Raw genomic sequence first — 13,052 nt, forward strand, 5'->3', positions numbered from 1 at the left:
TCAATCATGGGTTTATTATTTGTAATTATGTTAACTGCTGGAGGTTGACCCATATTAATACCTGTAGCTACTACAGTTACACGTAACTCATTATTCATTTCTGCAGCTAATGATGTTCCTATAACAACTGTTGCATTATCGGAAGCAAAAGCACGTATAGCATTACCAACAGTTTCAAATTCATCTAAGCGTAGATCAAAACCAGCTGTAATATTTACCAATACACCACGAGCTCCAGACAGATCAATATCTTCTAATAAAGGACTGGATATAGCCATTTCTGCTGCTTCTTCAGCACGATCTTCACTACAAGCAATTCCAGAACCCATCATAGCATAACCCATTTCTGACATCACGGTGCGTACATCGGCAAAATCAACATTCATAAGACCAGGACATGTTATTAAGTCCGCAATACCTTGAACAGCTCCTTTCAGTACATCGTTAGCTGCTCCAAAGGCATCCAATAAAGAAATACCCCTGCCTAATACTTTTAGTAACTTATCATTAGGAATAGTAATCAATGAATCAACGTGTTTAGATAACTCCGTTATTCCTTGTTCCGCAAAACTCATACGTTTTTTTCCCTCAAAATTAAAGGGTTTGGTTACTACTGCAACCGTTAATATACCCAAATTTTTAGCTACCTCGGCAACTACAGGTGCTGCTCCTGTTCCGGTACCACCTCCCATGCCTGCTGCAATAAATACCATATCAGCTCCATCTAATGCCGAGCGTAATAATTCTCGATCCTCTTCTGCTGAAATACGTCCTACTTCTGGATTTGCTCCAGCACCTAAACCTTTAGTGATCTTGCTACCAATTTGTATAGTTTGATTAACTGTAGTTTTGCGTAGAGCCTGTGCATCAGTATTTACTGCAAAAAACTCAACACCTTCTATTTGCTCACGTATCATATGTTCTACAGCATTGCTCCCACCTCCACCAATTCCAATAACTTTAATCACAGCTTCATTAGTCAATTCTATTGGTTCAAACATAATTATTCTCCATTTGACTTATTAAATAAGATATATCTACCTTATTTAAATATTAAAATTCTTTTTTTAGCCAACTCTTAAATTTTCTAAACCAATTAACAATTGAAGCTTCTTTTTGTATTTCTGATTCACTAGACAAGTAAAGTTCTTTTCCATAGTGTAATAAACCAACTACAGTTGAATAATATGGTTCTCCAACAGAAATTTCTACTCCAGTAATATTTAATGGTTGACCTATGCGTACTTGAGTATGAAAAATATCTTTAGCGCAACTCGTAATTCCCTTTATTTGTGCGCCACCACCTGTTAGCACAATCCCTGCAATTAGCTGATACTTAATTCCCTGCTGACGTAACTTTTCTTGAATCTTTAAAATTTCATCATTAACTAAATTAAGCAGTTCATTATAACGCGGTTCAATTACTGAAGCCAGAGTTTTGCGTTCCAATATACGTGAGGGACGTCCTCCTATACTGGGGATTTCAATAGTTTCATTATCAGCTATAGATTCTAAAAAACAACCATAACTAATTTTAATAGTTTCTGCATCCGATGGTGGTATGCTAAAAGCATAAGCAATATCTCTTGTTACCAAATTAGCTGCATAAGGGATAACTTTTGTATGTCGTAATGCACCATCTGTGTAAAGTGCTATATCCATAGTACCACAGCCAATATCAATAACACATACACCTAATTCACGTTCATCTTGGTTTAATACTGCCATACTAGAAGCTAATCCTGAAAAAATTAATTGATCTACTTTTAATTGACAACTTTCTACCACTTTAATAATGTTTTTTGTAATCATATTATGACAAGTAATCAAATGTACTTTAGCTTGCATGCGTACACCAGATAGTCCGATTGGATTTTTAATACCTTCCTGATAATCAATTAAATAATCTTGAGGAATTACATGTAAAATACGGTGTTCATCGAGTATACGTACAGATTGTGCGTTATGTACTACATTTTCAACATCATATTGAGTAACCTCCTCTTCAGCAATGGGAATCATACCAATTTCATTTTGGCAATTGATATATTTGCTAGATATGGCGAGATACACAGAAGAAATTTGACAATTTGCCATTAATTCAGCTTGTTTAACTGCACATTGCACACATTTTACTAATTCATCAAGATTATTAACATTCCCTTTATCCATACCACGAGAAAGGCAACTCCCTACTCCGATAATATTTATCATATTATCAGGTAAAATTTGCCCAACCAAGACTGTGACTTTGGCGGTACCTATTTCTAGACCCACTACTAGTTTTCTGTCCATTGCCTTGATCATGATATCAACCTGTGATTAAATTTATTGGCCATGATTAATTTACGGATTTATTATGTCTTGATAACCAATGAACAGCTGCTCCCGAATTATAACGTAAGTCAATATACTCTATGTACTTGTTTTCCATATTAGCCTCTTTCATTAGCGTGGGATAAAGTTTAATAAATATTTGTAGTTTGTTATCAATATTATTACGTCCTAGAATAACCTTTATTTCATTATTAGTAATAAAATACCAAGAATGCCACTCGCTCATTGAAATGATTTTAGGAAAAATATTGCATATTTTAAGGAGTTCTTTCATATGATTATAATTTATTAATACTTCTTTCTCATTATTTTGCGGTCCGTACAACATTGGCAAGGATTCTTTATTGATAATATTTTTTGAATTTATATAAAAAGTGATACCATTTTTATCTAACATAGATGAATTGTTCCAGCAAGCTACTGGAACAGATTTTGTACCAATACTTTTTAAATCATCTGGCCATTGTTTATGAATAATATTTTTTATAGATGGCAAATAGTGAAATGGCTGTTTTATAAAATTATTTATAAATGATTGTAAAATTGTTTGGTATAAATCTTTTGCTGTAACATATTGCATCTTACAAATGACAACACCTTTGTGTAACAGAAAGGATGGTTTATACTCTATACACTTTAGCACACTTATCCCACTAAATATTATTCCCATTAGAACTAAAATAAGAAAAATTTGAGAAATGTATCTATGCATTTATTTATTTTATTATTAGACACATCTAAAAATATTTATACAATATTATCAGCAAGTTGTAAAATATACATTATGAGGTCTGAAAAACTCCAACCGAGTTGTTTCGCTGCTCTAGGTATTAAACTTTGATAAGTCATCCCCGGAGATGTATTAACTTCTAGTAGGTGAAATTTATCTTCTTCATCCATCATAACATCCACTCGTCCCCATTTGTTACCACCTAATATTTTCCAGGCAGAATATGCTAATGATTGTAATTCTTGTTCCCTATTATTAGTCAAACCACTAGGACAAAAATACTGAGTATCATTAGTAATATATTTAGCTTCATAATTATAGAATTCTTTATTTGCTTGAATACGTACTGATGGCAATATTTTTTCTCCAATAATACCTACGGTGTATTCTGGACCACTAAGAAAAGTTTCAATTAAAACCTCTTCATCATGATAAGATGCTTTTTTTACAGCTGAATATAACTTTTTTAAGTTATTTATTTTACTAATTCCTATACTAGAACCTGAACAATTAGGTTTAACGAATAATGGTAGATTTAACGCAGTAATTGCTTCCTGTATGTCAGGGTCTAAACATTTTTTAATATTTTCTCGATTAATCTTAATAAAATTACTAGTTGGTAATTTGCTGCCTTGCCACAATAGCTTAGTTCTTATTTTATCCATAGTAATTGCCGAAGTAATTACACTGTTACCAGTATGCTTGATATTAATAAAATCTAAAATAGCCTGTAAATGACCATCTTCACCCTTACCTCCGTGTAGTGCGATAAAAGCTTTATCAAAACCATCTTTTTTTAGATCTATTACAGGATAATTTTTAGTATCTATGGGGTATGCGTTAATACCTATTTCACGCATACTTTGTAATACAGTTTTACCTGACATCAAGGAAATATTTCTCTCATTAGAAGTACCTCCCATCAATACTGCAATCTTTTCGGCCATAATTTATTCCGGTGAATTTATTGGACTTAATATCACATTCGCTAATCTATGCGCAATTTTATCAATATTACCCGCTCCTTGAACTAAAATAATATCGTTACCAGATAGTATCTCTGCTAATATTGTAGTTATTAAATTTTGATCAGAAAGAAAAATAGGAGTTATTTTACCATTGTTCGATATTTTCTGACATAATGATAAACTATCCGCTCCTGGTATATAATTTTCTCCTGCTGAATAAACTTCTAATATTAATAATATATTTACTTTTTCTAGAACATTAACAAATTCCGAAAACAGATCTCTAGTTCTAGTATAACGATGCGGTTGAAAAATCATTATTAGTTTTTTTTCAGGCCATCCTTCACGCACAGCTTTTATAGTGGCCTCAATTTCAGTTGGGTGATGCCCATAATCCTCAATTAATATCACACTACCATCAATACCATTAATTGAATTAGTTTTGAATTCACCTAATATATCAAAACGTCGCGCTATTCCTTGAAAGTTTTCCAGAGATCTTAATATTATTTTATTATCTATACCTTCTTCTAGAGCTGTAGCAATAGCAGCCGTAGCATTTAGAGCATTATGATAACCAGGCTGGTTAAGTGTAACATGCATTATATCTTGATCTTTTACTATTAGACAGAAATTTACTTTTCGACCTTCTTGTTTATATTCTGTAATGTATATATCAGCATCATTAGTAAATCCATAAGTAATGACTTTTCTTTTTATAGAGGATATTAAATCCCGGATTACTCTATCATCTAAACACATAATTACTCTACCATATAATGGTAAATTATGTATAAATTTAATAAAAGAATTTTTTAATTCTTCAAAATTTCCTTTATAAGTATCCATATGATCAGCTTCTATATTAGTTACTATAGATACTATAGGTTGCAAATATAAAAAAGAAGCATCGCTTTCATCAGCTTCTGTAATAAAATAAGCACTGTTACCTAAATTAGCATTACCTAATCTTTTAATGAAACCTCCACTTATAAAAGTCGGATTCAATCCTGCATCTTCATAAATACTTACAATCATAGATGTAGTGGTAGTTTTTCCATGAGTTCCAGAAATAGCAATTCCATATCGAAATCTCATAATTTCTGCTAACATTTCAGCTCTACTAATAATTGGGATATAGTATTTTTGAGCGGCTATTAATTCTGGATTATTTTTTGGTACTGCACTAGAAACTACTATTAGATTTGCATTATTTATATTTTCTGCATGATGATTAAAATAAATTTTTGCTCCTAATGTAATCAAATGATCTATAATCTTATTAGATACTAAATCGGAACCACTAATACGATAGCCTTCATTTGCCAATACTATAGCAAGACCTGACATACCAATACCGCCAATACCTACAAAATGAATATGTTTAATATAACGGTGCATTGGAGATAAAAAGTGTTCTCTTGATAATTGTGATATGTTCATAATTACCTATTATCCTATCTTATAAAAGAACCAGATAAGGAATTGGGATTTAATATTGATTTACGGTTTTTATTATTTCCTCGGCTAATTGTTGAGTAGAATTTAGCACCGTTGGAATCCGGTGTTTTTTTGCTATCTCTAATAATCTATTTCTATTACACTTACTAAGTATATGCACAACTGACTCTACATTAAATTTTGATTGTTCAATAATTTTAGCTATTCCAGATTTTTCTAAGGGTATAGCATTCAAGTATTGTTGTTTATCATTATGTGGAAAAGGAACCAAAATAGCAGGTAATCCTACGGTAGTTAATTCAGTAACAGTCAAAGCACCAGAACGACAGATAACTACGTCAGCCCACTCGTAAGCTTCAGCTATATCATCAATAAATTCACATATCCTATAAGATATCTTTATTTTTAGTTTTTTGTATAGATTAAGTGTATTTTTTAAATTACCCTTTCCTACTTGATGCCATATCATAATATTATTACCTAATTGAGCGCAAACCTTGGGTATAGTCTGATTTAAAATATGCGCCCCTTGGCTACCACCCATAATTAATATACGGATAGGACCAGTACGATATTTTAACCTTTGTAAAAAAGGTAAGGGTATTTTTAAAATGCTACTACGAATAGGATTACCTACTACTTTTGCATCAGGGAAAGCACTTGGAAACCCTTGTGTAACTTTATTAGCAAATTTAGCTAGCAATTTATTAGTAATTCCAGCAATGCTATTTTGCTCATGTAAAATTAGTGGAATATTACAAGTAAAAGCTGCTAATCCACATGGACCTGAAATATACCCACCCATTGTAAGTACAATATCAGGCTTATATTTCTGCATTATTGCACATGCTTGTTGCCAAGCATGAAAAATTTTAAAAGGTGTTTTTAATAAATTTTTTAATCCTGTACCCCGTATATTATCTATGCTAATAAAATCAATTTCAATACCGTACTTCGGCAACAAGTCAGCTTCCATTCTGACTGATGTACCTAACCAACGAATTTGCCAACCTTGTGTCCTAAGATAATAAGCAACAGCTAATCCAGGAAATATATGTCCACCGGTACCCCCTGCTACAATAATAATTTTTTTATTCACTAATTCCTCCGGTGAAAAGCTTGTATATTGGCGAAACGCGTTTCATAATCTACACGTAATATAACCATTAAAGCAGTTAATACAACTATTAAACTCGAACCACCATAACTAATTAATGGTAATGTTAGTCCTTTAGTAGGTAATATACCTGTAGAAGCACCAATGTTTATTATTATTTGTAAACTAAACCAAATACCAATGGAACAAGAAAAAAAACCAGAAAAATATTTCCCTATTTTTATAGCACGATGTCCGATTGACATTGCTCGGAAAGCAATAAAAAATATATTATATATTACTATCATCGCCCCTATATAACCTAATTCTTCACCAAGTACTGAAAAAATAAAATCAGTATGTGCTTCAGGTAAATAAGAGAATTTTTGTCTAGAATTTCCTAATCCTCGTCCCAACAAAATATTTCCCCGCCCAAATGCTATTAGTGATTGGGTTAATTGGTAACCAATATTATACGGATCTTTCCAAGGATGTAAAAAGGAAGTAATGCGATGTATTCTATAAGGATTATTGAGAATTAACACAGATATAATAGTTGTACTTAAGATAATAATTTTTAAAACTTGCTTAAATTTCACACCAGATAAAAATAGCATCACTAATGTAGTGATAAATAATAGTATTGCAGTACCAAAATCTGGTTGTTCTAACAATAAAATTAATAACAAACCAAGAACAGCAAGTGGTTTATAAGCTTCCCAGATATTGTTATTTATTTTTGTGAATTTACGCGATAAATAATCAGAAAGATAACAACAAAAAATAATTTTTATTACTTCTGCCGGTTGAATATGAATAGGTCCTAGTCCAATCCAACGTGTAGCTCCGTTTATTATATGACCAAATAATACAGTAATTAACATTATAAAAGAAATAAATAGCATGATAATGCTATATTTTTGCCAAAATTTTATTGGAATATGTAATATGAATGATGCAACTATTACCGCTAAAAATAAATAACAAATCTGTCTTTTAGCAAAAAAAAAAGGATCTCTTAATAATCTAGACCCTAGAGGCATAGAAGCTGAAGTCATCATAATAAATCCTAAAATTAATAAAAAACATATTCTACATAATAATGTACGGTCATAAAGTAATACGGTTCTATTATCACTTTTCCATGAAGATATTAAGGTATTTTTGTAGGATTTGACCAAATAGCTAAAAGCATTAATACTTCTTGTGAACATTATCAAGCTAACTCCTTGACTAACTGTGTAAAACAATCCCCACGATGTTGAAAATTTGAGAATTGATCGAGACTAGAACAAGCTGGAGATAAAAGCACCATATCTCCGGGTTTGACTTTAGAGATTATTTGATAAATTGCTTCTTGCATAGTATTGGTACACGTCGTTATCTCAGGTCTTATAGAAGCTATACGAGCCCTATCTTGTCCAAAACAGTAAATATTTATGTTTTTTTTGTATAAATAAGGCATTAATGAAGAAAAGTTTGCTGACTTACTGTCTCCTCCTAAAAGTAACCATAAATTATTTTTTACCTGTAAACTATTTAGGGCGGCTCTAGTACTATCAACATTCGTTGATTTAGAATCATTAATCCAACCTACTCCATTTTTTTCATGTATTAATTGAAAGCGATGAGGTAAACCCCTAAAAGTAGTTATTATCCTTAAACTATCAGCACGAGGTATGCCAATTATATCTGCTATCGCCAAAGCAACTAAAGCATTCGAGTAATTATGTTTGCCAATTAATTTTATTGCATTTGTATTAAGTATTTTTTTGCCTCTTACTTGTAACCAACTAATATGATTATTTTGCTGAAGAGCATAATCTCCTTTATTTATACCAAAGGAAATACAAAATTTACTAGATGCATCTGGAGGTTTTGTCATATTATCATTCGCATTTATAATACATGTGTGAGCATCTTTATAAATTTTTAATTTAGCATTTTGATATTCCTGAATTCCTAACGGATAACGATCCATATGATCTTCGGTAACATTCAGTATAGTTGCTACAGCAGCTTTTAAACTATTCGTGGTCTCTAGTTGAAAACTAGAAAGTTCTAATATATAAAATTGAGCAGGATTTTTCAGTAACTCTAGAGCAGATAAATTGATATTTCCTCCCAATCCCACAACCAATCCAGCAGTTTGAGCCATCTCCGACACTAAAGTGCTAACCGTGCTTTTACCATTAGAACCAGTAATGGCTATTATAGGTGCTTTGGCTTCACGACAAAAAATTTCTATATCTCCTACCACTTCAATACCTGCTAATATAGCTTGCTTAATAACGGGATGTCTAATAGATATTCCTGGGCTTACAACTATTAGATCAGCAGATAATACCCAAGAGCTATTAATACTTCCTAAATGGTAATCTAAGTTTTTGGGTAATTTATCTAAATTAGGTGGAGATATACGAGTATCTATAATTCGGGGAATGATGTCCCGTTCTAGAAAAAAGTTAATACAAGAAATACCTGTTTGACCAAGTCCTATAATAACAATTTTTTTATTTATATAATTAGTCATATTTAACGTATCTTTAAGCTAACTAAACCTATTAAGACTAATATTAAAGAAATAATCCAGAAACGCACAATGATACATGGCTCACTAAAACCTTTTAATTCATAATGGTGATGAAGAGGTGCCATATAAAAAATACGCTTACCGTATATTTTAAAACATGCTACTTGTAATATTACAGAAACAGTTTCTATAACAAAAATACCTCCCATAATCATCAACAATAATTCTTGCCTTAATAAAACAGCAATAGTACCTAGTGCTCCACCGATAGATAAAGAACCTATATCACCCATAAAAATTTTTGCTGGATAAGCATTAAACCATAAAAAACCTAATCCTGAACCCATAATAGCAGTACAACAAATGACTAATTCACTGGAATTATGCAAATACAGTAGATGAAAATACTTAGCAAAATTTATATTACTACTGATTAATGCAATTAAAGAAAAAGCTCCTGCAATGAATATTGTAGGCATAATAACTAAACCATCTAATCCATCGGTTAAATTTACCGCATTTCCTGTACCCACTATTACGAAATAATTTAACAATATATACACTAATCCAGGTAGATGGAGAGTATGTTTTATACATGGCATGATTAAGGATGTATTTTTATTCAGCCTGAACACAAAAATAACTACCGTTAACGAAATTAACGACATCCAAAGATACTTCCAACAGGCGAATAGTCCTCTAGGATCATTAGAAATTACTTTGCTATAATCATCAATAAAACCAATTATTCCAAAACTTAGCAATACTAGTATTACACACCATATGTATGGATTATTTAAATAACCCCATATTAATACTGAAATAATAATAGAAAATAATATCATTAGACCTCCCATTGTGGGAGTTTCAGATTTATTAAAATGGGATTTTGGTCCATCTACACGTATTACTTGGTTTATTTGTAAATCCTTCAGATATTTAATAAAATAGGGTCCTATCCATAGAGAAATAAAAAAAGATGTTAACAAACTAAAAACACCACGCAAAGTAAGATTAGAAAAATTATTTAACCAGGAATAAAAGGGAGTTAAACTATTAGTCATAAAGACTAACATACTTTTTTTCCTTTAAACTTTGGATGATTGGTTTCATATTAAAATTATGGGAACTTTTTATTAAAATAGTTATTGTAGGATATTCAGAAAGCAAAATGAGCAATTGTTCAATTAAAGACTTTTGATGATTAAAATGTTCACCTATTCCACTAACTTCACTGATGAGTTTACTCAGTGAACCAATACTAAATATTTTATCAATTCCTGATCGCTTGGCGATTAAACCTATTTCTCGATGATATTTATCTGTTTCATGACCTAATTCTAACATATCACCGACAACCATAATTTTATAACCGGGCATTTGAGCTAATACATCTATAGCAGCTGTCATAGAACCTACATTAGCATTATAGGTATCATCAAGCAATAGTTTACCTTTAGAAAGATGGATGGGGAATAATCTACCCATTATACAATTTGTTTGTTTTAAACCATTTTGTATTTTATCTAATGGTATATCAACAGAAAGAGCTAATGCAGCAGCAGCTAATGCATTTTCTACATTGTGATTACCGAAAAGAGGTAAAGTGATATCAATATCACCATTAGGGGTATGCATTATAAATTGAGTTCCAAATTTTTGATACCGTATATTGCTAGCAAAAAAATCTACATTATGTTCTTTTTGTAAAGAGAAATTCCAAATATTTTTTATATACAGTTGTTTTTGCCATTGTAAACAATATTGACAATTACGATTGATAACAATCGTCCCATTTGAGCGTAAATGGTTAAAAATTTCTGCTTTAGCTCTTGCAATACCTGTAAGAGAACCAAATCCTTCCAAATGAGCTGCTGCTAAATTATTAATAAGTACACTTTCTGGATTAACTAATTGACTAGAGTAATCAATTTCACCTATCTGATTTGCTCCTATTTCAATAACAGCATATTCGTGTTCCAAGGTTAAACCTATAAGGGTCATGGGAACCCCAATAGTATTATTAAAGTTATCTTTAGTATAAAGTGTTTTACCACACTCACGCATAATACTTGCTGTCATTTCTTTTACTGAAGTTTTTCCTACAGAGCCTGTTAATGCTATTATACGAGCTTTAACTTTCTGACGAATCCATGCAGCAATTTTACCAAATGCTATTTGAGTATCATTTACTATTATTTGTGGTTGTACAATTGGAAAATATGTATTTAATAAAAATGCTTGTGCACCTTTATTGATTGCATCATTAATAAAATGATGTGCATTAAATTTATTACCTGTAAAAGCAATAAATAAGCTATTCTTTTCTAATTTTCTAGTATCTGTTGCAAGATATTTTAATAATAAATCTTTACCAATTAGTAAACCATTAGTTATTTCTGCTATCTCTTTTAAAGAAATTGGAATCATATTGGTATTTCTAATAAATGGGCTACGGTAAGACGATCAGAATATGTAATCCGATGCTTACCAAAGATTTGATAATTTTCATGGCCTTTTCCAGCAATTAATAAAATATCTTCATTTTTTGCATTTCTTATCATATGCTTAATCGCTTGAAAACGATTAGGTATAATGAGTGCTTTGTGAGGAAGAACTAACCCTGTTAAAATATCATCAATAATATTTTGAGATAATTCAGTACGGGGATTATCATCACTAATCACTACTCTATCAGATAATTTTTCAGCAATTCTACCCATCAATGGTCTTTTACCTTTATCTCTATCACCTCCACACCCAAATAAACACCAAATATTACCTTTACAATAATGTAAGCGTACTGCTGTTAAAGCTTTTGATAAAGCGTCAGGTGTATGAGCATAATCGACAATAACAGTAGGTTTATTTACAGCTTTAAATACTTCCATCCTTCCAGGAATTGATTTTAAATATGATACACAATTTATTAATTGTTTTATAGGATAATTTAGTGATAACAGAGTGGTGAATGCTAAAAGTACATTAATAACATTAAATAATCCTATTAATTTAATACTAAATTCACCAGAACCCCAGCTAGAATTGAATTTAATATAAGATCCAAGATCATGATGAGATATTTTTGTAGCAGTTAGCCAACGATTCATATGTTCATGTTTTATATTATTTTCTATAGATACTGTGATTGCATCTGGTATATATTGTGACCATTTAAGACCAACTTTATCATCTATATTAAATATCACTTGATTTATGTTATTTTTAGCAAAAAGTTGCCACTTTGCCAATTCGTATTGTTTAATATTACCATGATAATCCAAATGATCTCTACTAAGATTTGTAAATACAGCTGCCGTAAAGGACATACCTGATACACGGTGCTCCAATATACCATGTGAAGATACTTCCATTGCAACTACGTTAGCACCTTTTTTTAATAAAAAATTAAAAATATTTTGTATTTCAATAGCAGAAGAAGTAGTATTTTTAGTTGGTAATAATTCATTATATAAACCATTACCTAGTGTACCCATAACTGCTCCTCTTCCTCCTAATAAATTAACCAATTGGGCTATTAAATGACTAATGGTTGTTTTTCCATTAGTTCCAGTAATACCAACTAATTCTAATTTTTTAGCAGGATAATCATAAAATCGACTAGCTATTTCACATATTATGTGTGATAATTTTTGTAAATAAATGACCGGAACATTATCTCTATAATAAATAGATCCATCTAAATTTTTTTTTTCTGTTTCCGCCAGAACAGCTGAAGCTCCTTTCGCAATGGCCTTATCAATAAAAAAGCGACCATCCGTGTGGTATCCTGGTATAGCGACAAATAAATCTCCAGGTTTTATCTGACGACTATCTTCTTTTATACCAAGTACCTTTTTTTCCAATAATACTACTACCCATGGAGCTAATAAATATTTTAAATTATGCATCTGCGTTATTAATTTT

The 13,052-nt window shown here is 31.1% G+C and carries 10 protein-coding genes and 1 pseudogene; all 11 read right to left on the reverse strand.

Annotated elements, in window-relative coordinates; translation table 11 throughout:
* Positions 1-46 precede the first annotated feature (46 nt).
* Positions 47-1,001 (reverse strand): annotated as a pseudogene (ftsZ, locus tag ICMP_RS01945) (cell division protein FtsZ); the annotation flags it as partial.
* A gap of 52 nt (positions 1,002-1,053) precedes the next feature.
* Positions 1,054-2,307, reverse strand: a complete 1,254-nt coding sequence (gene ftsA / locus ICMP_RS01950; RefSeq protein WP_041069381.1) for a cell division protein FtsA — start codon at positions 2,305-2,307, stop codon at positions 1,054-1,056.
* Positions 2,308-2,341: 34 nt separating this feature from the next.
* A complete protein-coding gene (locus tag ICMP_RS01955) occupies positions 2,342-2,980 on the reverse strand; it encodes a cell division protein FtsQ/DivIB (protein WP_158386964.1) in 639 nt (212 codons plus the stop codon).
* Between the two features lie 104 nt (positions 2,981-3,084).
* Positions 3,085-4,014, reverse strand: a complete 930-nt coding sequence (locus ICMP_RS01960; RefSeq protein ID WP_041069387.1) for a D-alanine--D-alanine ligase — start codon at positions 4,012-4,014, stop codon at positions 3,085-3,087.
* Positions 4,015-4,017: 3 nt separating this feature from the next.
* On the reverse strand, positions 4,018-5,478 hold the full coding sequence (murC, locus tag ICMP_RS01965; protein ID WP_041069390.1) for a UDP-N-acetylmuramate--L-alanine ligase: 1,461 nt from the start codon (positions 5,476-5,478) through the stop codon (positions 4,018-4,020).
* Between the two features lie 49 nt (positions 5,479-5,527).
* Positions 5,528-6,595, reverse strand: a complete 1,068-nt coding sequence (murG, locus tag ICMP_RS01970) for an undecaprenyldiphospho-muramoylpentapeptide beta-N-acetylglucosaminyltransferase (protein WP_041069393.1) — start codon at positions 6,593-6,595, stop codon at positions 5,528-5,530.
* The gene (gene ftsW / locus ICMP_RS01975; protein ID WP_041069396.1) at positions 6,595-7,806 is read right to left on the reverse strand and encodes a cell division protein FtsW; all 1,212 of its coding nucleotides are present in this window, start codon (positions 7,804-7,806) and stop codon (positions 6,595-6,597) included. The genes murG and ftsW overlap by 1 nt, the downstream gene beginning before the upstream one ends.
* A 2-nt stretch (positions 7,807-7,808) precedes the next feature.
* The gene (murD, locus tag ICMP_RS01980; RefSeq protein ID WP_041069399.1) at positions 7,809-9,125 is read right to left on the reverse strand and encodes a UDP-N-acetylmuramoyl-L-alanine--D-glutamate ligase; all 1,317 of its coding nucleotides are present in this window, start codon (positions 9,123-9,125) and stop codon (positions 7,809-7,811) included.
* A gap of 2 nt (positions 9,126-9,127) precedes the next feature.
* A complete protein-coding gene (gene mraY, locus ICMP_RS01985; RefSeq protein ID WP_041069401.1) occupies positions 9,128-10,201 on the reverse strand; it encodes a phospho-N-acetylmuramoyl-pentapeptide-transferase in 1,074 nt (357 codons plus the stop codon).
* On the reverse strand, positions 10,182-11,555 hold the full coding sequence (gene murF / locus ICMP_RS01990) for a UDP-N-acetylmuramoyl-tripeptide--D-alanyl-D-alanine ligase (RefSeq protein ID WP_041069404.1): 1,374 nt from the start codon (positions 11,553-11,555) through the stop codon (positions 10,182-10,184). The genes mraY and murF overlap by 20 nt, the downstream gene beginning before the upstream one ends.
* Entirely contained in the window at positions 11,552-13,036 is a 1,485-nt protein-coding gene (murE, locus tag ICMP_RS01995) for a UDP-N-acetylmuramoyl-L-alanyl-D-glutamate--2,6-diaminopimelate ligase (protein WP_041069408.1), read from the reverse strand. The genes murF and murE overlap by 4 nt, the downstream gene beginning before the upstream one ends.
* Positions 13,037-13,052: the final 16 nt, after the last annotated feature.

Source organism: Candidatus Ishikawaella capsulata Mpkobe (assembly GCF_000828515.1).
GTDB lineage: Bacteria > Pseudomonadota > Gammaproteobacteria > Enterobacterales > Enterobacteriaceae > Ishikawella > Ishikawella capsulata.

Excerpts from the sequence above, each read along its gene's own strand:
- ftsA (WP_041069381.1), bottom strand. The coding sequence starts at position 2,307 with ATGATCAAGGCAATGGACAGAAAACTAGTAGTGGGTCTAGAAATAGGT.
- ICMP_RS01960 (WP_041069387.1), bottom strand. The coding sequence starts at position 4,014 with ATGGCCGAAAAGATTGCAGTATTGATGGGAGGTACTTCTAATGAGAGA.
- murC (WP_041069390.1), bottom strand. The coding sequence starts at position 5,478 with ATGAACATATCACAATTATCAAGAGAACACTTTTTATCTCCAATGCAC.
- ftsW (WP_041069396.1), bottom strand. The coding sequence starts at position 7,806 with ATGTTCACAAGAAGTATTAATGCTTTTAGCTATTTGGTCAAATCCTAC.
- murD (WP_041069399.1), bottom strand. The coding sequence starts at position 9,125 with ATGACTAATTATATAAATAAAAAAATTGTTATTATAGGACTTGGTCAA.
- mraY (WP_041069401.1), bottom strand. The coding sequence starts at position 10,201 with ATGTTAGTCTTTATGACTAATAGTTTAACTCCCTTTTATTCCTGGTTA.
- murF (WP_041069404.1), bottom strand. The coding sequence starts at position 11,555 with ATGATTCCAATTTCTTTAAAAGAGATAGCAGAAATAACTAATGGTTTA.
- murE (WP_041069408.1), bottom strand. The coding sequence starts at position 13,036 with ATGCATAATTTAAAATATTTATTAGCTCCATGGGTAGTAGTATTATTG.